This window comes from Bradyrhizobium sp. Kon37 (assembly GCF_055807535.1).
Genome location: NZ_JBVVOY010000003.1, coordinates 533,751 through 553,405 on the forward strand (window position 1 = coordinate 533,751; position 19,655 = coordinate 553,405).

Annotated in this window: 20 protein-coding genes; 9 read left to right on the forward strand and 11 right to left on the reverse strand. The window is 64.3% G+C overall.

What is annotated here, in order from left to right; genetic code table 11:
* Positions 1–33 precede the first annotated feature (33 nt).
* Both AC0L3J_RS10380 and AC0L3J_RS10385 read left to right on the forward strand, forming a co-directional pair.
* On the forward strand, positions 34–786 hold the full coding sequence (locus AC0L3J_RS10380; RefSeq protein WP_007607375.1) for an SDR family NAD(P)-dependent oxidoreductase: 753 nt from the start codon (positions 34–36) through the stop codon (positions 784–786).
* A gap of 16 nt (positions 787–802) precedes the next feature.
* A complete protein-coding gene (locus tag AC0L3J_RS10385) occupies positions 803–1,570 on the forward strand; it encodes a class I SAM-dependent methyltransferase (protein ID WP_456765484.1) in 768 nt (255 codons plus the stop codon).
* A gap of 78 nt (positions 1,571–1,648) precedes the next feature.
* Here AC0L3J_RS10385 and AC0L3J_RS10390 read toward each other — a convergent pair whose 3' ends face one another.
* Together AC0L3J_RS10390 and AC0L3J_RS10395 are read right to left on the reverse strand one after the other, a co-directional pair.
* Entirely contained in the window at positions 1,649–1,867 is a 219-nt protein-coding gene (locus AC0L3J_RS10390; RefSeq protein WP_026233114.1) for a hypothetical protein, read from the reverse strand.
* Positions 1,868–2,053: 186 nt separating this feature from the next.
* The gene (locus AC0L3J_RS10395) at positions 2,054–3,031 is read right to left on the reverse strand and encodes a magnesium transporter CorA family protein (protein WP_275171750.1); all 978 of its coding nucleotides are present in this window, start codon (positions 3,029–3,031) and stop codon (positions 2,054–2,056) included.
* A 336-nt stretch (positions 3,032–3,367) separates the two neighbouring features.
* On the opposite strand from AC0L3J_RS10395, the gene AC0L3J_RS10400 reads away from it, so the two are divergent.
* Complete coding sequence (locus AC0L3J_RS10400) at positions 3,368–4,054, forward strand: L,D-transpeptidase (RefSeq protein WP_456765485.1); 687 nt, start codon at positions 3,368–3,370, stop codon at positions 4,052–4,054.
* A 37-nt stretch (positions 4,055–4,091) separates the two neighbouring features.
* Here the strand turns inward: AC0L3J_RS10400 and AC0L3J_RS10405 are convergent, their stop codons facing one another.
* Complete coding sequence (locus tag AC0L3J_RS10405) at positions 4,092–5,201, reverse strand: extensin family protein (protein ID WP_456765486.1); 1,110 nt, start codon at positions 5,199–5,201, stop codon at positions 4,092–4,094.
* Between the two features lie 65 nt (positions 5,202–5,266).
* Here AC0L3J_RS10405 and AC0L3J_RS10410 point away from each other — a divergent pair, with 65 nt between their 5' ends.
* Both AC0L3J_RS10410 and AC0L3J_RS10415 read left to right on the forward strand, forming a co-directional pair.
* Positions 5,267–6,895 carry a fatty-acid--CoA ligase gene (locus tag AC0L3J_RS10410; RefSeq protein ID WP_456765487.1) on the forward strand — a complete coding sequence of 543 codons (1,629 nt, stop codon included), beginning with the start codon at positions 5,267–5,269 and terminating at the stop codon, positions 6,893–6,895.
* A gap of 171 nt (positions 6,896–7,066) precedes the next feature.
* A complete protein-coding gene (locus tag AC0L3J_RS10415; RefSeq protein WP_007594716.1) occupies positions 7,067–7,921 on the forward strand; it encodes a DUF1499 domain-containing protein in 855 nt (284 codons plus the stop codon).
* Positions 7,922–7,928: 7 nt separating this feature from the next.
* On the opposite strand, the gene AC0L3J_RS10420 is transcribed toward AC0L3J_RS10415, so the two are convergent.
* From AC0L3J_RS10420 to AC0L3J_RS10435, 4 genes are all read right to left on the reverse strand, one after another.
* Complete coding sequence (locus tag AC0L3J_RS10420; protein ID WP_456765488.1) at positions 7,929–8,852, reverse strand: MBL fold metallo-hydrolase; 924 nt, start codon at positions 8,850–8,852, stop codon at positions 7,929–7,931.
* A 177-nt stretch (positions 8,853–9,029) separates the two neighbouring features.
* On the reverse strand, positions 9,030–10,244 hold the full coding sequence (locus tag AC0L3J_RS10425) for an acyl-CoA dehydrogenase (protein ID WP_007594720.1): 1,215 nt from the start codon (positions 10,242–10,244) through the stop codon (positions 9,030–9,032).
* A gap of 181 nt (positions 10,245–10,425) precedes the next feature.
* Complete coding sequence (gene ribB / locus AC0L3J_RS10430) at positions 10,426–11,502, reverse strand: 3,4-dihydroxy-2-butanone-4-phosphate synthase (protein ID WP_473346842.1); 1,077 nt, start codon at positions 11,500–11,502, stop codon at positions 10,426–10,428.
* 175 nt (positions 11,503–11,677) lie between these two features.
* Positions 11,678–13,405, reverse strand: coding sequence for a cation:proton antiporter domain-containing protein (locus AC0L3J_RS10435; protein WP_456765489.1), 1,728 nt, complete (start codon positions 13,403–13,405; stop codon positions 11,678–11,680).
* A gap of 67 nt (positions 13,406–13,472) precedes the next feature.
* On the opposite strand from AC0L3J_RS10435, the gene AC0L3J_RS10440 reads away from it, so the two are divergent.
* Together AC0L3J_RS10440 and AC0L3J_RS10445 are read left to right on the forward strand one after the other, a co-directional pair.
* On the forward strand, positions 13,473–14,000 hold the full coding sequence (locus tag AC0L3J_RS10440; RefSeq protein WP_456765490.1) for a DUF3124 domain-containing protein: 528 nt from the start codon (positions 13,473–13,475) through the stop codon (positions 13,998–14,000).
* 65 nt (positions 14,001–14,065) lie between these two features.
* A complete protein-coding gene (locus AC0L3J_RS10445; RefSeq protein WP_456765491.1) occupies positions 14,066–15,298 on the forward strand; it encodes an aminotransferase-like domain-containing protein in 1,233 nt (410 codons plus the stop codon).
* A 4-nt stretch (positions 15,299–15,302) separates the two neighbouring features.
* On the opposite strand, the gene AC0L3J_RS10450 is transcribed toward AC0L3J_RS10445, so the two are convergent.
* Entirely contained in the window at positions 15,303–15,575 is a 273-nt protein-coding gene (locus AC0L3J_RS10450; RefSeq protein WP_219678604.1) for a helix-turn-helix domain-containing protein, read from the reverse strand.
* A 158-nt stretch (positions 15,576–15,733) separates the two neighbouring features.
* Here AC0L3J_RS10450 and AC0L3J_RS10455 point away from each other — a divergent pair, with 158 nt between their 5' ends.
* Both AC0L3J_RS10455 and AC0L3J_RS10460 read left to right on the forward strand, forming a co-directional pair.
* Positions 15,734–16,186, forward strand: a complete 453-nt coding sequence (locus AC0L3J_RS10455; protein WP_473346844.1) for a hypothetical protein — start codon at positions 15,734–15,736, stop codon at positions 16,184–16,186.
* A 96-nt stretch (positions 16,187–16,282) separates the two neighbouring features.
* Positions 16,283–16,510, forward strand: a complete 228-nt coding sequence (locus AC0L3J_RS10460) for a hypothetical protein (RefSeq protein ID WP_026233110.1) — start codon at positions 16,283–16,285, stop codon at positions 16,508–16,510.
* 69 nt (positions 16,511–16,579) lie between these two features.
* On the opposite strand, the gene AC0L3J_RS10465 is transcribed toward AC0L3J_RS10460, so the two are convergent.
* The 3 genes from AC0L3J_RS10465 to AC0L3J_RS10475 form a co-directional block, all read right to left on the reverse strand.
* A complete protein-coding gene (locus tag AC0L3J_RS10465; RefSeq protein ID WP_456765493.1) occupies positions 16,580–17,398 on the reverse strand; it encodes an aldo/keto reductase in 819 nt (272 codons plus the stop codon).
* 148 nt (positions 17,399–17,546) lie between these two features.
* Positions 17,547–19,112: an alkaline phosphatase D family protein gene (locus AC0L3J_RS10470; protein ID WP_456765494.1), complete on the reverse strand. Its 1,566-nt coding sequence runs from the start codon at positions 19,110–19,112 to the stop codon at positions 17,547–17,549.
* A gap of 118 nt (positions 19,113–19,230) precedes the next feature.
* Complete coding sequence (locus tag AC0L3J_RS10475; protein ID WP_473346846.1) at positions 19,231–19,650, reverse strand: hypothetical protein; 420 nt, start codon at positions 19,648–19,650, stop codon at positions 19,231–19,233.
* Between the last annotated feature and the right edge of the window lie 5 nt (positions 19,651–19,655).

Sequence of the window (19,655 nt, forward strand, 5' to 3'; positions counted from 1 at the left end):
GGTCCGGATCATGCTCCAACCTGAAAGACCTTCATGCCGCAGCCTTCCAATGCGCCGCGCCGCACGCTGCTCCTGACCGGGGCTAGCCGCGGCATCGGCCATGCCACCGTGATCCGTTTCTCCTCGGCCGGATGGCGCGTGATCACCTGCTCGCGGCATCCGTTCCCGGAGGATTGTCCGTGGGACGCGGGCCCTGAGGACCACATCCAGGTCGACCTCGCCACCCCCGCTGATACCACCCGCGCGATCTCCGACATCCGCGACCGTCTCGAAGGCGGCATGCTGCATGCGCTGGTCAACAACGCCGCGATCTCACCGAAGGGCGCCGGCGGCTCAAGGCTCGGCTCGATCGACACCGACCTCGACACCTGGACGCACGTGTTCAATGTCAATTTCTTCGCGCCGATCATGATGGCGCGCGGGCTGATCGAGGAACTGAAGACGGCCAAGGGCTCTGTCGTGAACGTCACCTCAATTGCGGGCTCGCGCGTGCATCCCTTCGCGGGCGCGGCCTACGCCACCTCGAAGGCCGCGCTTGCGTCCCTGACGCGCGAGATGGCCTCCGACTTCGGCCGCGTCGGCGTGCGCGTCAACGCGATCGCGCCGGGCGAGATCGACACCTCGATCCTATCGCCGGGCACCGAGAAGATCGTCGACCAGCAGATCCCGATGCACCGGCTCGGCACGCCCGACGAGGTCGCCAAGATCATCTACGTGCTGTGCACGGACACCAGTTCTTACGTCAACGGCGCCGAGATCCACATCAACGGCGGCCAGCACGTGTAGGCAAGGCGCGCCAAGCATGGGCCGGTTCGCAAGCACTGCCGCACTCTACGAGCATTTGCGGCCGCCCTACCCGAGCGAGTTCTTTCGCAGCGTCGCGGAAAAGCTGGGCCTCTCCACGCAAAGCAGCTTGATCGACCTCGGCACCGGACCTGGGCTGCTGGCGCTCGGCTTTGCGCCCTATGTCGGCCGCATCGTCGGCGTCGATCCAGAACCTGCCATGCTCGATGCGGCGCGACGCGCGGCTGCGAGCGCAGGCCACGCACTCACGCTGATCGAAGGCAAGGTCGAGATGCTCAGCCCCGACATCAGCTTCGACATCGTGACGATCGGGCGCGCGCTGCATTGGATGGATCGTGAGCCGACGCTTGCTCGGCTCGATCGGCTGGTTGCGCGCGGTGGCGCAATTCTGATCTGCGCCTCGTTCTCGGCCACCGACGGCAGAAACCCGTGGCTCGATAGCTACAACGACGTACGCCGCCGCTGGTCGCCGGCCAAGCTCTGGGAGGAGGCAGGCAGGGGCACGCGCACCCATCGCGATTTGCCAGCGTTCTTTCGCGGCAGCGCCTTTCAGCCCACCGAACTCGTTACGGTCGAGACCAGCCACGTAGTTGGCGTGGAGGACCTGACGCGGCGCACGCTGACCTATTCGTCGTCATCACCAGATGCATTGGGCGACAATGTCGAGGCGATCCTACGCGACGTCAGGGAGCAGCTGGCTGCTTTCAGCCGCAACGGGGTCGTGGCCGAGACCATCGTCTCGACGGCGCAGATCGTGAAGCGCTAGCTGATTTGCCGAAGGGCGGAAGCAAGGCGATCCAGACAACGCCGCCGCAAGACCTGGATCGCCCTTGGCTTCCGTTCCTCAATCGAGTCGAATCCGACGTGACCTCTCGCGTGGCTGCGGAGCGGCCGTGCTGATTGCAGTCGAGCAGTCGTCGTCGTTCTCGCCATCGAGCAGCGGAGCACCACAGTGCCGGCACATGCGTGCCGACATCGACGACGCCTTGCCGCTCGTCGCGACGTGGCGATAGCTCGCCAGATCGATGACGTTGGGGGGCGTCGTTATGTGTTTTTCAACCATGGCTGTTCCTCGCGGCTTACCTGCTCCTTATCGCAGACAAGTTTCGCGCAAACGTTCAGCCCACCGCTCAAATTTTACCGGAGGAATTGGGGCGGCGAGCACACATCGCCGTGCGGCCGCAATCCCGCTCTATTCTGCGACACCAGACACTGTGTCTCTGCGTCCCGCGTAAGGTCTCGGTAGCTATTACAGCCACTTCTTCCACTTGAAGATCCAATAGGGAACGATCGCCGCGATCAACATCAAGACCAGCGCGTACGGATAGCCGTGCGCCCATTCGAGTTCCGGCATCGCTTTGAAATTCATGCCGTAGATCGAGGCGATCAGCGTCGGCGGCATCAGGACAACCGCCATGACCGAAAACAGCTTGATGATGTTGTTCTGCTCGAGATTGACGACGCCGAGCATGGCGTCGAGCACGAAGGTGATCTTGCTGGAGAGGTAGGAGGCGTGGTCGGTCAGCGAGACGACGTCTCGCTGCATGGTCTTGAGCTGCTCACGCATGTCCTTCGACCATTTCACGCCCTCCACCACCGCCGAGAGGAAGGCGACGACGCGGCCGATCGAGACCAGGCTCTCGCGAACCTTGGAGGTCAGGTCGCCCTTGCGGCCGATCGAGATCAGGATTTGCGAATATTGCTTGGCGTGACCGTGGCGCTCGCTCTCCGGCTCGAAGATGTCATGCGAGACCTGATCGATCTCGGCGCCGCAGCGCTCCAGGATGTCGGCGCAGCGGTCGATCACGGCATCGAGCAGTTCCATCAGCACCATCTCGCCGGTGATGGCCGGCGTGCAGGAACGGGCCAGCTTGGCCTCGACCAGCGCAAAGGGCTTGGGCTGGTCATAGCGCACCGTTACCAAGCGGTGGTCGCCGAGAATGAAGGTCACCGCCGTGGTCCGGGGCATATCGGTATCGGAGTGGCACATCAGCGTCGCGGTCATGTAGCGCGCGCCGTTCTCCATATAGAGGCGGCTGGAGATCTCGATCTCCTGCATGTCCTCCCGGGTCGGGATCGCGATCCCCGACAGCTTCTCGACGGCTTTGTCCTCGGCCGCAGTCGGGTTGACCAGGTCGATCCAGACCGCATGCTCCGGGACTGCCGCGAGATCCTCGACGATGGCCTTCTTGAGGGAGGACTCGGAGGGAACAAACACAGAAAACATGCACAACTCCAGGAGGGGCCTGCGACAGACTGACAGCCCTTAGCGCGATTCTGACAAGTTGATGATGACAAGCACATTAACGGGGCGTTTGCATTTGTGGCGACGCCGTGGCCCAACTGTGGCACAGAATCGACACATGCGCCCGTTTTGCCCAGAAACCGACTCTGGCCCGCAAAACTTGCGGCAGAAAAGCCACAGGTAAGGTCTTGCAGCGCGGGAGAAGCTTCGTAAGGCTGGAATTGTGGCAGATTTCAACGATAATAGGGCCAACGGAATCGTGGAATTGGGCTTGCTCAAGCCCTGCGAAAGCTTGCTGTTGTTGATTGGAACCAAATCATGTCGTCGCTGAAAGTTACGCTGGGTATTTTGGCCGCTGGCCTGATGCTGTCGGGCTGCATGCAGGCCACACATTACGAGGCGACCGACACCAAGGCGTTCAAGCCGAAAGACAAGGAACTCCTCGCCAAGGTCAGGTATGAGAAAACTGCGGTCGCAGAGCCGTTCCGCCGCGCTATCGTCGATTACCACCGCAAGGAATCGCCGGGCTCGATCGTGGTCGATTCCGACAACCATTACCTCTACTACGTCATGGATGGCGGCAAGGCGATCCGCTACGGCATCACCGTCGGTGAAGAAGCGATGGCTTGGTCGGGCATCGCCAAGGTGGGCAGCAAGACCGAGTGGCCGGCCTGGCACCCCACCCCCGGCGAAATTTCGCGCCTGGGCGTGCCCACCTTCGTCGCCCCCGGTCCGGACAATCCGATGGGCTCCCGCGCGATGTATCTCTACTCCGGCGGCAAGGACACATTGTTCCGCATTCACGGCACCAACCAGCCGGAATATATCGGTGCCTCGATCTCGTCGGGCTGCATCCGCCTGACCAACGAGGACGCGATCGATCTCTATGATCGCGTCAAGGTCGGCACCCTCGTTGTGGTGCTCGAGCCCAAGCACGGCGACTCGCCCTACAATTCACGGCTTGCGCTCGGCAGCAGCCAAACCGGCCAAGCGGGCAGCTACTGATCAGGTTCCTGATCTCAGACATTCAAAAGCGCCGGTTTCACCGGCGCTTTTTTGTTGCCGGCCTGTGTGGCTGGGTTTTGTTGCCGTCGGCCGCAGGCTTGTTCGCGGGCGCAGGAGATGTCTCCGCCGCCTCGTCGTCCATTCCTTGCTTGGCCTCGGGCTTCGCTTCAGGTTTGGCCGCGACCTCACGTGGCGGCGCCTCCTCGGGCCGTTCCGCCGGCAGCAGCGGGGCAACCTGCGGCAGGGGATCCCAGACGTTCCACTGACATATCCGGTAGTCGTTGCGCCGCTGCGCGAGGTCGAGATGGATATGGTCCTCGTGGTACCAGTCCGAGCCGGGGCCGAGCACGGTCGAAAAGCGCGAGCAGACCGAATGCAGCACGCGCTCGCGCACCTCGCGCGACATGGTGCGATCGGTCAGGCCGATCGACTGCCCGTTAGCGAGCTTGATGGCGCGGACATCGATCGCATTGGCCTTGCCGTGCTCGGACAGCATGGCGCCGACAACGCGGTTGCGGCCGCGGCACTCGAAGCTGTCGAAATTGTCGAGATCGCTGATGGTCGAGCCGAGGCTCGCGGCCAGCGGCACCACGTCCTTGCGCACCCAGTCGGCGATTGCGGACGCCATGGTGCAGCGGAGGATCGCCGCCGGCTTGACCGCCACCCTGCGCTTGTCCGGCAGCACGATGGCTTCGAGCCGCACCAGATCCTCACCGCCGCAGGCGCCGGGGCCGCGGATATCCGGGATCGAGGGCGCGATCGCAATCTCCTCGGTCAGCGCGAGGCGGCACGCCGAGGCCTGCTTCTCGGGCGGCGGCGCGGCCTCGGCGGGCTTGGCGGCGCCAGGTTTGTCCGCAGAAGGCTTGCCCTCGGTCTTCGCAGGAGCCTCGTCCGATGCCTTTGCTGAGGCCTTGGGCGCCTCCTCGGGGCGAGGCCTCGGGAGCGGGATCTTGCCAGAGATATTGCCGGAATGAACCGCCGCGCGCGACCGTGGTGCGGCAATACCAAAGATATCCAGCGGGGACCCATATTTGCGCGCCTCTGCCGGGTCTCCGAGCCCGAGCGCGACGGTAACCATTGCCGCGCCGATGGACATATAGCCGCGACAAGACCATTTGCGGCGAAAGGCGGGCAGGCTAAGACTCATGACAATTCTTTGGCCCAACGCTGAGAGCGACAATCCGCCCAGCGGCTTCTCGGAGGAACGACGGAATGCTTGGTTTGATGCAAGACTGGCCCCTGCTCTGCCACCGGATCATCGAACACGCCGCCAAGATTCATGGCAAGCAGGAGGTCGTGACGCGATCGGTCGAGGGACCGATCCATCGCACCACCTATGCCGATATCCACAAGCGGGCGCTCAAGGTTTCGCAGATGCTGGAGCGCGACGGCATCAAGCTCGGCGACCGTGTCGCAACGATCGCCTGGAACACCTGGCGCCATCTCGAGGTCTGGTACGGCATCATGGGGATCGGCGCCATCTGCCATACCGTCAATCCCCGCCTTTTCCCCGAGCAGATTGCCTGGATCATCAACCATGCGCAGGACCGCATCGTGATGACCGACATCACGTTCATTCCGGTCCTGGAGAAGATCGCCGACAAGCTGACGAGCGTGGAACGCTACGTCGTGCTCACCGATAAGGCGCACATGCCGCAGACGACGCTGAAGAACGTGGTCGCCTACGAGGACTGGATTGCGGAGGCCGACGGCAAGTTTAAATGGAAGGACTTTGACGAGAACACGGCGGCCGCGATGTGCTACACATCAGGCACCACCGGCGACCCCAAGGGCGTGCTGTATTCGCATCGCTCCAACGTGCTGCACGCGCTGATGGCCAACAATGTCGACGCGCTCGGCACCAGCGCCTCCGAGACCATGCTTCCCGTTGTGCCGCTCTTCCACGCCAACAGCTGGGGCATCGCCTTCTCCGCGCCCTCGCAGGGCACCAAGCTCGTCATGCCCGGCGCCAAGCTCGACGGCGCCTCGGTCTATGAGCTGCTCTCGACCGAGAGGGTGACGCATACCGCCGGCGTGCCCACGGTGTGGCTGATGCTGCTCCAGCACATGACCGCCAACAATCTGAAGCTGCCGGACCTGAAGATGGTGATCTGCGGCGGCTCGGCGATGCCGCGCTCGATGATCAAGGCCTTCCTCGACATGGGCTCGAACGTCCGCCACGCCTGGGGCATGACCGAGATGAGCCCAATCGGCAGCGTCGCGGCGCTGAAGCCGCCGTTCCAGAATGCGATCGGCGAGGCGCGGCTCGACGTGCTCCAGATGCAGGGCTACGCGCCGTTTGCCGTCGAGATGAAGATCACCGACGATGCCGGCAAGGAGCTGCCGTGGGACGGCACGACCTTCGGCCGCCTCAAGGTCGCCGGCCCGGCCGTCGCCAAGGCCTATTACCGGGTCGACACTGACATTCTCGACGAGGACGGCTTCTTCGACACCGGCGACGTCGCGACCATCGACGAAGCCGGCTATATGCGGATCACCGACCGCTCCAAGGACGTGATCAAGTCGGGCGGCGAGTGGATCTCCTCGATCGAGCTGGAAAACCTCGCCGTCGGTCATCCCGCCGTGGCGGAAGCCGCCGTGATCGGCGTGTTCCACCCCAAATGGGACGAGCGTCCGCTGCTGATCGTGCAGCTCAAGCAGGGCCAGCAGGCCAGCCGCGAGGACATCCTGAAGTTCATGGACGGCAAGATCGCCAAATGGTGGATGCCCGACGACGTTGCCTTCGTCGACGGCATACCCCACACCGCGACGGGCAAGATCCTGAAGACCGCGCTGCGCGATCGGTTCAAAGAATACCGCTTCCCGAACGCGGCGGCGTAGCCGGCCAAACCAAACACCGTCATTCCGGGCGATGCCAACGGCATCGAACCGGGATGACAGGCCGTAACATCCCGGGAACCCTTGAATTTGCCTCGGGGCCGTGGTCTCAACGGCCCATCGTCGTGCCCGATCGGCCGGCATCGCCCTCAAGACCCCGGCAGAGCTCACCCGATGGCCCGCAGGTTTTCCGCTCCCTATCAGTCGGAGCCCGTGTCCAGTCTCGCGAGTTGGGCGCGCAATCTGGCTGTGTTTGCGGTGGTGGCGGTGGTGGTCTCGATCATTATCGTCCGGTTCGGCTTCCTGGAGATGAAGCCGGCACTCGCGACATTCTTCGGCGGGCTCGGGATTGCGGCGCTCTCGATCCTGTTCGGGCTCGCCGGCTTTGCCGCGATCTGGCAGAACGGCTCGCGCGGCATGGCGCGCATCCTGCTTGCCTTCCTGATCGACGGCGCGATCCTCGCCTATCCCGCCTATCTCGGCCTGCAATACCGCAAGCTGCCGGCGATCCACGACATTACCACCGACCCAATCGACCCGCCGCGCTTCGACGCGCTGGCCCGCCTGCGCACCGGCGATGGTGCCAATACCGCGGTGTATGCCGGCCTCTATTCGGCCGAGCAGCAGCGTCAGTTCTACCCTGATATCGAGCCGATCGAGCTCGAGATTTCGGTCGACCGCGCCTATGCGATCGCGCTTCAGCTCGTCAACAAGCGCAAATGGCTTGTCATCGACGAGCGCGCGCCGCAGCCGCCGCGCCGCATCGGCCGCATCGAGGCGGTGGCGCGCTCGCCGATCATGGGGTTCCGCGAGGACATCGCGATCCGCGTCGTGCCCGACGGCGAGGATTCCCGCGTCGATATCCGCTCCGCCTCGCGCTATTTCGAGAGCGACCTCGGCAGCAACGCCGCGCGCGTGAAGAAATTCATCGACGATCTCAACACCGCCGCCGATGCCGACGCACTCAAGCCGGTGAAGAAGACGCCGGTGGCGCCGCCGAAGGCGCCGGCGAAAACTGTGAAGAAGTAACGGAACGCTAGGCGTTCGCCATCCGATAGGTCCCGCCAATCACGGGATCGCCATCCGTCGCCACCACGCCGCGGGCGACCAGATCTTCCAGATGCGCCAGCACGGAATAGCCTGCCGCGGTGGTGAGCCTCGGATCGATGCCGATATAGATCGCCCGGACCATGGTCGGGATGTCGGTCTCGCCCTTGGCAAGGCGGTGCAGGATGGAGGCCTCGCGCGCCTTGCGGTGGCGGATCAGGAAACGCACGAAGCGCGGACCGTCCGGAATTTCGGGGCCGTGGCCAGAGAAATACACGTCCTCCTTGCGCGCGGCGAGACGATCCAGCGATTCCATGTAGTCGATCATCGAGCCGTCGGGCGGCGCCACGATCGAGGTCGACCACCCCATCACGTGATCGCCGACGAAGTTGAATTTCCGCTCGGGCCAGGCAAACGCAAGGTGATTGGCGGTATGACCGGGTGTCGCCACGGCCTCGAGCCGCCAGCCGTCGCCTTCGACCACGTCGCCATGGGCGATCCTGATATCGGGCGCGAAGTCGCGGTCGGCGCCGGATTCCGGGTTGTGCTTCTCGCTCTCAAAACGCGGGCGCGAGGCGCGGTGCGGGCCTTCGGCGTAAACTGGCGCGCCTGTTACCCGCTTGATCCGCGCGGTGTTCGGCGAATGGTCGCGGTGGGTGTGGGTGACGAAGATATGGCTCACCGTCTCGCCGCTGACAGCATCGAGCAGCGCCGCCGCATGCGCCTCGTCGTCCGGACCGGGATCGATGATCGCGACATTGCCCCGGCCCACGATGTAGCTGACCGTGCCGGTGAAAGTGAACGGGCTCGGATTGTTACAGAGCACCCGCCGCACGCCGGGGCGGACTTCCTCGACGATGCCGGGCTTCAGCGGAAAGTCGCGGTTGAACGGGACGTCGTCATTGTCGGACATGGCTTGCTCATATCTTGCTGACTTCGTCATGCCCGGCCTTGTGCCGGGCATCCACGTTCTTCGCGTGGTCTAAGACGTGGATGGCCGGGACGTCTAGCGCGAAGACGCGCTTCGCGCTTCTGCCCGGCCATGACGCAATTCGAGAGTTCAGCCGCATCGCCCATTCGGGCGGTTTGCTCAGAAAAACGCCTGAATGCCCGTGATCGCGCGGCCCAGGATCAGGGCGTGGACGTCGTGGGTGCCTTCGTAGGTGTTGACGGTCTCGAGGTTATGGACGTGGCGCATCACGTGATACTCGATCGAGATGCCGTTGCCGCCATGCATGTCGCGCGCGACGCGGGCGATGTCGAGCGCCTTGCCGCAATTGTTGCGCTTCATGATCGAGATCATCTCGGGCGCGAACTTACCCTCGTCCATCAGGCGACCAACGCGCAGCGAGCCCTGAAGACCCAGCGCGATCTCGGTCTGCATGTCCGCGAGCTTCTTCTGCACGAGCTGGGTCGCAGCGAGCGGCTTGCCGAACTGCTTGCGGTCGAGCGTGTATTGGCGGGCGCGGTGCATGCAGTCCTCGGCCGCGCCGAGCACGCCCCAGGAGATGCCGTAGCGGGCGCGGTTGAGGCAGCCGAACGGGCCCTTCAGGCCGGAGACGTTGGGCAGCAGCGCGTCTTCCGGAACCACGACGCCGTCCATCACGACCTCGCCGGTGATGGAGGCGCGAAGCGACAGCTTGCCGCCGATCTTCGGTGCCGACAGGCCCTTCATGCCCTTCTCCAGCACGAAGCCGCGGATCTGGTTGTCGTGCGCGGCCGACTTGGCCCAGACCACGAACACGTCGGCGATCGGCGCGTTCGAGATCCACATCTTGCTGCCGGTCAGGCGATAGCCGTCCGACACCTTCTCGGCGCGGGTTTTCATGCCGGCCGGATCGGAGCCGGCGTCAGGCTCGGTCAGCCCGAAGCAGCCGACCCACTCGCCGCTGGCGAGCTTCGGCAGGTACTTCTTGCGCTGGTTCTCGTCGCCATAGGCGTAGATCGGATACATCACCAGCGAGGACTGCACCGAGTTCATCGAGCGATAGCCGGAATCGACCCGTTCGATCTCGCGCGCGACGAGACCATAGGCGACATAGCCGGCGTTGGCGCAGCCATATTCCTCCGGCAACGTGATGCCGATCAGCCCGAGCTCGCCCATCTCGTTAAAGATCTCGCGATCCGTCTTCTCTTCGAGATAGGCCTTGGCGACGCGCGGCAGCAGCTTGTCCTGGGCGTAGGCGCGCGCGGTGTCGCGCACCATGCGCTCGTCTTCGGTGAGCTGCTCGTCGAGCAGGAACGGATCGTCCCATTGGAAAGAAGCCGAAGCCGGCTTGTCCTTGGCCTGAGGGCGCGCGGTCATGAAACGTCCTTTCGTCTGGTTCCGTCAAAATTTGCCCGACAACGTAAAGCGCCGCGGCAACAAGTGCAATTGCGTTGCAGATGATCGGGTCTGCGTGAATCCCGGGGACCTGCGAGGCGCGCCTCGGGGGATGCGCTTCGCGCCCCTAGGGATGCGCTTCGCGCACCCTGAGATGACAGCGCTAGCTTTCGAGCAGCTCGTTGGCGACGATCTCGATGCCGAAGCCCGAAAGGCCCTTGTAGTCGTGCACCGAGGAGGTGAGATGCCGGATCGAGGTGACGCCGAGATCGCGCAGGATCTGTGCACCGACGCCGACTTCGCGCCACTGGCGGTTGCGGTCAGCCTCGGTCGCGCTCTCATCGGGCAGCGGCGCCACGGGGACACCGGCAGCACCGTCGCGCAGATAGACCAGAACGCCACGACCCGATGTCTTGAAATGCTCGAGCACCGCCGCCATGCGCTTGTGGCCGGTGAAGATGTCCTTGACGATGTTCGGCTTGTGGAAGCGTGTCAGGACGTTCTTGCCGTCGCCGACGCCATTGTAGACGAAGGCGACGTGGGCGATGGAATCGAACGGCGAGCGGTAGGCATAGCCCTGCAGCGGCCCGATCGGGCTCTCGGTGACGAAGGTCGAGACCCGCTCGATCAGCTTCTCGCGCACCTGGCGGTAGGCGATCATGTCGGCGATAGTGACGTGCTTGAGCTTGTGCTGGGCGGCGAAGCGGGCGACCTGCTCGCCCTTCATCACGCTGCCGTCGTCGTTCATCAACTCGCTGATGACGCCGACCGGCGGCAGGCCGGAGAGCTTGCACAGATCGACCGCGGCCTCGGTATGGCCGGAGCGCAGCAGCACGCCGCCGTCCTTGGCGATCAGCGGGAAGATGTGGCCGGGACGGGCGAAGTCGTTGGCGCCGGCGTTGGGATTGGACAGCGCGCGGCAGCACGAGGCGCGCTCCTCGGCCGAGATGCCGGTGCCGCCGTCGGGCTTATAATCGATCGAGACCGTGAATGCGGTGGTGTGCGCGGAATCGTTGTGGGCCACCATCGGATCGAGCCGCAGGCGGCGCGCGTCTTCGGTGGTGATCGGCGCGCAAACGATGCCGGAAGTGTGGCGGATGATGAATGCCATCTTCTCCGCGGTGCAGAACGAGGCGGCGACGATCAGATCGCCCTCACCCTCGCGGTCATCGTCGTCGGTGACGACCACGAGCTGACCCCGGGCAAAGGCCTGCAAGACTTCCTGGACGTTATCCGGCATTTCCCAATCTCTATCGGTTATGGCCCGGAGGCTTAGCCGGACTTGGGCCGGGGCGCTAGTGTCCCCGGCGCAACCACATATGCCGGACCGCAGCCCTGCCCGACGGGCGGCTTGCACCGGGGAGATCAGGCATATGGGCGCGGAAAAGCCCCGGTGAGAAGCCAGCCGGGCTCGGTCAGGGCAGCACTTCGCGGCGCTCGCCGAGCCGCTGATCGAGCTCGGCACGCTTGTCGGCCAACAGGCCGGCTTGGGCGGCCTCGATCACCGTGAACAACTCATGGGCGTCGCTGAGCCGGGTCACGGTGACATAGCTGGCGCCGGCCGCGTAGAGTTCGTCCACATCCGACAACAGATCGGCCGTGGCAACGATCATGGCGGTCGGGTTGAGGGTGCGGACGTGGCGGACCAGCTTCTCGTTGCTGGCACCCTTCAGAAGCGCATCCGGGACGCTGAGGATGATCATCTCGGACTTGCCGACGCCGGCATGGAGCAGCGTGTCGGCGCTGCTGATATCGCCATAGATCACGTGCAGGCCGCGCGAGAGCAGCGTCTGGTACACATTGGGGTTGAAGTCGATCACGGTGATCTGCTCGAGCAGCACCGGGGCCTGCCGTTCGATCTCGGCCAGCAGCGCGCTCGCCGCACGGAAAAAGCCGAGGATGACGATGCGGCGGGCCTCGCCATGACCCTCGTGCCCTTCCTCGCCTTGGCCATTGCCGTGGTCGAGATCGCGCAGGCCGATCCGCTTCAGGGGGCCGATCGCCCAGCGGGTGATCTCGTCGCTGCGGGTCATTACGAAGGTCGAGAGCACCGCCAGCACCACGAAGGCGAAAGAGGCCGCATTCGCAGTCTCCGCCGCGATGTGATGGTCGGCGACGCCGGTCTGGATCACCACCAGCGAGAACTCGGAGATCTGTGCGAGATTCAGGGCCGGCAACAGGCTGGCGCGCAGGCCCTGCTTCATCAGATAGAGCGGGGCGAAGGTGGTGACGAGGCGGCTCACCACCGTGAACGCCGCGATCATCAGGGCAAGCCCGATCACGGAGAGGCCGGGCACGGGAATGGTCATGCCGAGCGCGACGAAGAACAGCGTGATGAAGAAATCGCGCAGCGTGGTGACCTTGGCCGTGACGTCGAGCGCGTAGGGAAAGGTCGAGAGCGAGACGCCGGCGATCAGGGCGCCCATCTCGCGCGAGAGCGACAGCCGCTCGGCGGTCTCGGCGACCAGGAAGCACCAGGCGAGCGCGCCGAGCAGGATCAGCTCGGGGCGGCGGGCGATCTGGTGAAACAGGCGGGGCAGCACGTAGCGGCTCACCAGCAGTGCCGCGGCGACCAGCACCGCGACCCGGCCGATCGAGAGCAGGATGACGCTGATTTCCAGATTGGCGAGGCTCGGCTGCACCGCCAGAAACAGGATGGCGAAGATGTCCTGGAGCACCAGCACGCCGAGGGTGATGCGGCCCGGCAGCGTGTCGAGCTCGCGCTTCTCGTAGAGCACCTTGACGATGATGACGGTGCTCGACAGCGCGCAGGCGACGCAGAGATAAACCGCGTCGAACTGCCCGCCCCCGAGCGACAGGCCGATGCCGGCGAAGAACAGCACCCCGAGCAGGCAGCCGCCGAGGAGCTGGCCCCCCGCGGCGAACAGGATGACCTTGCCGGCCCGCACGATCTTCTTCAGGTCGATCTCCAGGCCGATCATGAACAGCATGAAGATCAGGCCGAGCTCGGAAATGACGCTGATCGATTCCTGCGACTTGACCCAGCCGGCGCCAAATGGACCAATGCAGAAGCCGGCGATAAGATAGGCCAGGATCAACGGTTGCCTGGAGAAGTGGGCAAGCAGGCCCAGCATCCAGGCAAACAGGATACAGAGAGTGATGTCGCGAATGAGCTCGTGCATGCCAGATTGGTCCGTTTTGCCGCACCCTAGTGATCGAGTGCGGCGCGGCAAGCGAGCAATTCGTCACATGCGGATGGGGCTCGCCATTGCAATGCTGCTATGCCCCCTCGCCTCCTCAGTACCGGCAGCCGCCCAATCCAAGGTCAACATCGAACAAAGTTTTGCCGATTCGCTCACCGCACTGCCGAAGGAAGAACTTGCCGTCTCCGGCGGGTTCTACGTGCCCGCCTATTCCAGCGTCGCGATGAGCCAGGGCAAGCTGCGCGTCGACTTCTCGGTGACCCTGAGCGTGCACAACGCCTCCGAGACGCAAGCACTGGTGGTCAAACGCATCGGCTATTTCGATACCGCGGGCAAGCAGGTCGAGAGCTATTTGAAGGCGCCCGTCGCGTTGAAGCCCCTCGCCACTATCTCGATCTTCATTCCGACCGACGACGTACGCGGCGGGACCGGAGCCAATTTCCTCGTCGATTGGGCCGCAACAAGCGAGATCGCCGAGCCTGCTGTCGAGGCCTTGATGGTTGGCGGCGTCGCCAATGCGCATTACGCTTTCATCAGCCAGGGCCGTCCGACCCGGACGGTCGGCAAGAAATAAGCAAGAAGCACGACTGACCGGCGCAAAGCCGGCAGCCTGACAAGAACAGAACGAGGAACGCTCCCATGACGTCCAGCTTCGATTTTGCGCCCCTGTTTCCCGCAGGGCTGCCGGCCCCCTCTGCGCGCTGGACGGGCCTCGCTAAATACAGTTTTGTCGGCGGCAACAACGACTCCGAGCAGGTGCCGCTCGATCATCTGATCGAAGCGGCTAACCTCGCTCTGCAACGCGAAGGCCGCTCGCTCGCCACTTACGGGCTGGCCCATGGTCCCCAGGGCTATCTGCCCTTGCGCGAATTCCTGGTGACGAAACTGAAGCGCGATGCCGGCGTCACCTGCACGGTCGACGATCTCCTGATCGTCTCCGGCTCGCTGCAGGCGCTCGACCTCGTCAACGCCACGCTGCTGACGCGCGGCGATACCGTGATCTTCGAGCAGGATAGCTATCAGGGCTCGCTGACCCGCCTGGCACGGCTCGGAGTCAACGTGGTTGGCATCCCTCTCGACAAGGACGGCATGCGCATGGACGCGCTGGCCACGACGCTGGCCGACCTCAAGGGCCGCGGCATCCGGCCGAAATACATCTACACCATTCCCACCGTGCAGAACCCGACCGGCAGCATCATGCCGGAGGGCCGCCGCACCGAGCTGTTGCGGCTGTCGGCAGATTACGGCGTGCCTGTATTCGAGGACGATTGCTATGCCGATCTGGTCTGGTCAGGACAGCGGCCGCCGGCGATCCATGCGATGAGCCCGAACGGCGGCGTGATCCATATCGGCTCGTTCTCGAAGTCGATCGCGCCCGCGCTGCGCGTCGGCTTCATCGTGGCGCCCTGGGATGTGATGTCGCGGATGCTGGCGCTGAAGACGGACGCCGGCTCCGGCGCGCTAGAGCAGATGGTGCTCGCTGCCTATTGCAAGCCGCATTTCTCGACCCACGTGCCGGCGCTGACGAAGGCGCTACGCACCAAGCTCGACACGCTGATGGAGGCCGTCAACGAGCAGTTCGGGACGGCCGCCGAGTTCGAGGAGCCGAAGGGCGGCATCTTCCTGTGGGTGAAGCTGCCCGATCAGGTGGATACGCTGAAGCTGTATCAGGCCGCGCTTGCCGCCGGCGTATCGATCAATCCGGGGCCGGAATGGTCGACCGACAAGACCCATGCCAGATCGCGACTGAGGCTGTGCTTTGCGAGCCCCTCGCATCAGCAGATCCGCGAGGGCGTCGCCGTGCTGGCCGAGATCTGCCGCAAGGAGTTCGGCGTGCCGGCCCGCAGTGGCAATGTGGAGAAACGAGCCTGAGCCTTCAGACGATCTGGGGCTGGCTGCCGTGGATCGCGGAGGCCAGCCGCAGCAACAGGACGATCGAGACGTTGCCCTTGCCGGCCTCGATCTGGGCGATGTAGCGCTCGGAAATCCCGGAGCGGCGGGCGAGCTCCCGCCGCGACAGGACGCAGCGCATGCGTGAGGACTTCAAGCGGTCGCCCAGCTCGGCCAGAAACGCGGTCTCGGAATAAGGCGGCACGGCACAGCTCCCCGGCAGCACCTCGCCTGCGAAATCCCTGACTTGATTCAGCATCGGTCTATCCAATTTCGCCTTCGGGAACGCCATCCTACCGGGGAAACCGGCTGCCTCATTGACGCGGATCAAATTCGCGCGCGAATGGCCGTCAGCGTGGACGATCGCGCGCAGGATGTTACACTTCGGAATTCTTCGGAGGTGGGGCTGTTCAGGACATGACGCGTTGTTTGAGCCGCTGGATCGCGGCAGCAGTGCTGTGGGTTACGTTCGCGCCCGCGGCCGGTGCCGAGTCGCTTGCGGCGACCGTCGAGCAATGGGGCCTGCTCGGCTCATGGGCGGTCGATTGCGCGGCCCGGCCCGACCGCGACAAGGGCGCGCTGTTGACCTACGAGATCCGGAAGGACGGAAGGGTGATGTACCGGCGCAATTTCGGCGAGGCCAAGGACGAAAACGAAGTGGTATCGGCGATGGTCAACGCCGACGGCCTGCTCAATGTGATGGTGTACTTCCTCTTGCTGCAGCAGACGCGCGAGTTTGGCCTGCTCCTTTCGAAGCAAGGCAGCTTGCGCGCAATCTACAATCGCAGCGAGCGGGGCGAGTACACGATCAGGGACGGCAAATACGTCGCGACCGGCGCGCCAACACCTGCACAACAGCGCTGCGATTAACCGACCTGAACAGGCGTTCAGAATTCTCCTGCGATTTCTCCGGAACGTTCCCGCGAATGCGCCGTTTAGATTTGCATTCCTTTGGAGGAGGACATCATGAAGAAGATTGGTTATGTGCTTGCCGCTGTCGGCGCGCTCGCTGTTGCAATGCCGACGCTCGCCAGCGCGGAGACGGTGGTGATCAAGCGCGGAGGTCATCATCACGGCATGTATGGCGCCCGCGCCGAATACGGCATGCATCGCGATCACGGCTGGCATCGCGGCTGGCGCCATCGCGACCGCGTCGTCGTGATCAAGCGTGGTCACCGTCATCATTGGGACTAATGCGCAACGCAATATGGAAATGGCCCCTCACGGGGCCATTTCTTTGCGTGTACGATACGTTCCGCGAGGTCAGTCCCATGCCGGCGCGAAACCGGGATTGACGCAGCGCCTGTCCTTCGGCAGCGCGGCGATCTTGTTGCGGTCGGCATCGTCGAGCGTGATCTTCAGCGCGTCGAGATTGGCCTGCTGACTCTCTCGCCGCGAGGCCTTCGGGATCGCGGCGACACCATCTTGGTCGAGCAGCCATTTCAGCGCGACCTGCGCGGCGCTTGCATTGTGCTTGGCGCCGATCTCGGCCAGCACCTCGTCTGACGCGATGCGTCCCTGCGCCAGCGGGCAATAGGCGACCAGCGGGATCGACTTGGCGTTCAGATAGGCCAGCACCTTCGATTGATCGAGCATGGCGTGGTATTCGATCTGATTGCATGCGATCGGCGCCTTGATGTCCTCGACCGCGATTTTGAGCAGCGCCGTGGTGAAATTGGCGACGCCGATCGCCCGCGTGCGCCCCTCCTCCTTCAGCTTCATCAAGGTCTCGAACACCGCGCCCCAGTTCGCCGCCTTGGAGGGCCAGTGCACGAGATAGAGATCGACATGGTCGAGCCTGAGCTTGGTCAAGCTGGTGTCGAAAGCGCGCCGGATGGCGTCGGGGCTGAGGTTCTCGTGCCAGACCTTTGTCGTGACGTGCAGCTCGCCCCGCGGCAGCCGGGCCGCGGCGAGCGCCGCACCAATTGATTCTTCGTTGCCGTACATCTCGGCCGTATCGATATGGCGATAGCCGATCGACAGCGCACTCTCAACCGCCGCGCGACAGGCATCGCCGTGCATGCGGAAGGTCCCGAGGCCGAGCTTGGGCATGCTGATGCCCTGTGTCTTGAGGTGATCCATGAAAAGGCTCCTGACATCGTTAGGCCCGCCGGAGGCCAGCAGCGATGCTGCGTGAGCAGACCCTTCGGGGATGGAAAAGAGGTGGCGGGAGCAGACAGCATAGCGCGGGGGGCGCAATGCGGCCAATCAAGATCGGGTTAGCTCCCCCTTAGGAATGCTGCGCCACCACGGCTGGACGCGCCTGCGGCTGCGGCTCGATATCGACCGACCAGAGGTCCCGGTTGTCGACGTCCTTCAGCGTCACTGTCATCACGCCGGTCCGGCCATCGATATCGACCTTGCCGAAGAACTGCAGTCCGAAACAGGGCGCGAGGTTTTCGCCCTGCGCCTCGCTGCACCCGTTCTGGTACATCGCTGCCGGACCAAAGGTATTGTCGAGCTCGCCCGGGCCCCAGGTCCCGGCGTGCAAGGGCCCCGAGACGAATTCCCAGAACGGTTCGAACTCCTGGAATTGCGCCCTGTTCGGATCGTAATGGTGCGCGGCGGTGTAGTGCATGTCGGCGGTGAGCCAGACGATGTTGCGGATTCCGGCGCGCTTGATCGACGCGAGAAGATCGGCGATCTCGTGCTCCCGCCGGTCGGGCGGCCCATTGCCGAGCGCGACCGCATCGAGACTGACCAGCCCGATCGGCAGATCGGCCGCAATCACCTTCCAGGTCGCGCGCGAGGCCGCGAGCTCACGCTTCAGCCAGGCGAGCTGTTCGGTGCCCAAGATCCAACCGCGGTGATCGTCGCCCTTGTTCCAGCTATCGTCGCGATAGCTGCGCATGTCGATCATGAAGACGTCGAGCGGCGGACCGTAGGCGATCTTGCGATAGACCCGTCCCATTCGCGCGCCGATGTCGCGGATCGGCATGAAGTCGAAGAAGGCGCGGCGGGCGCGCGCGACCAGGCGGGGGGTGCCGTCATCCCCATGGCCGGCTCCGTCATAGCTGCCGGTCGGCGACCAATCGTTGGTGACCTCGTGGTCGTCCCACTGTGCGAACATCGGCACCTCGGCGTGGAAGGCGCGGAAATGCTCGTCGAGATGGTTGTATTTGTAATTGCCGCGGAACTGCGCCAGCGTGTGCGCGACCTCGGATTTCTCCTCGGTCACGACATTGCGCCAGATCTCGCCGTTCGGCAGCTTCTGCTCGGAGGGAATCGTGCAGTCGGCGTAAATGTGATCGCCGGAGTGGATGAAGAAGTCGGGGCGATTGTCGAGCATGGTGCGATAGCTGCGGTAGCCGCCCCGCGATGTGTCGATGCCCCAGCCCTGCCCGGCGGTATCGCCGGACCACAGGAACGAGATCGACCGGCCGGCAGCCGGCGCAGTGCGGAAATGGCCGATGCGGCTTTCGCCGGCGATGCCGGTCGCGATGTCGTCGAAGCGCACACGATAGAAGATGTCCTGCCCGGGAGGCAGATCGTCCAGTAGCAGCTTTGAGGTGAAATCGGCATCGGGCGACGCATCGCGCGAAGCCGACGCGATGACGGTCTTGAAGCTTTCCATGGTCGAATAATCCACCTGCATCCGCGCGGCCCGATCGGCGCGCGCCCAGATCACGGCGGAGCCATCCGAGATGTCGCCGGACTGGATGCCGCCTGCGATCTGCGGACGATCCGCGGCGCGGCTGAGATGCGGCGTTGCGAGCGCGGCAACGGCGAGGCTCGAGGTGGAACGGACCAGGAATTGCCGCCGGGTCCAGGCGCGCGAGGCGCGGAGCGCTACCATTCAGGAAACCTTCGTCGACTAGCGACGGAAGGTGCCTGCGTCGTTTGACCCCCGGCTTACGGTTTCTTGACCGCGGGCCTACGGTTTTACGACGTGCGGATGACGGCTCGGAGCTGACCTAATGCTTCCAGTTGCAGATGCCGCCGTTGCGGCACGGCCAGGTCTGGATGCGGGTGTCCATCGCCTGCGCGTCGAGCGGATTGCCGTGGCGATGCGCGAGCTTGGTGCGTGCCGCGCCGCGCGGCTGCGTGGGCTTGGCGTGCGCAACCCTCGGCTCCGACACGCGCACGCGTTCGGCGGCGACCTTCTTCGGCACGTCGACCGGCTCGGCGCGCGCCTGCGCCTCGCTGCCGCCGCGCGCCTCCAGCGCGACCGGCGCGAACTGAGTTTCGGGCCCGAGCCGCTTCGGCGACAACACCGCCTTCGAAAGATCGAGGCCGAGATATTCGTCGGGCTTGTAGTCGTCAGCGCGCGCGACGCCGCCCCATGCGAGCACGAGGGCAACGGCAATTGCAAAAGGAGCGCTCTTTGGAATCACGGACG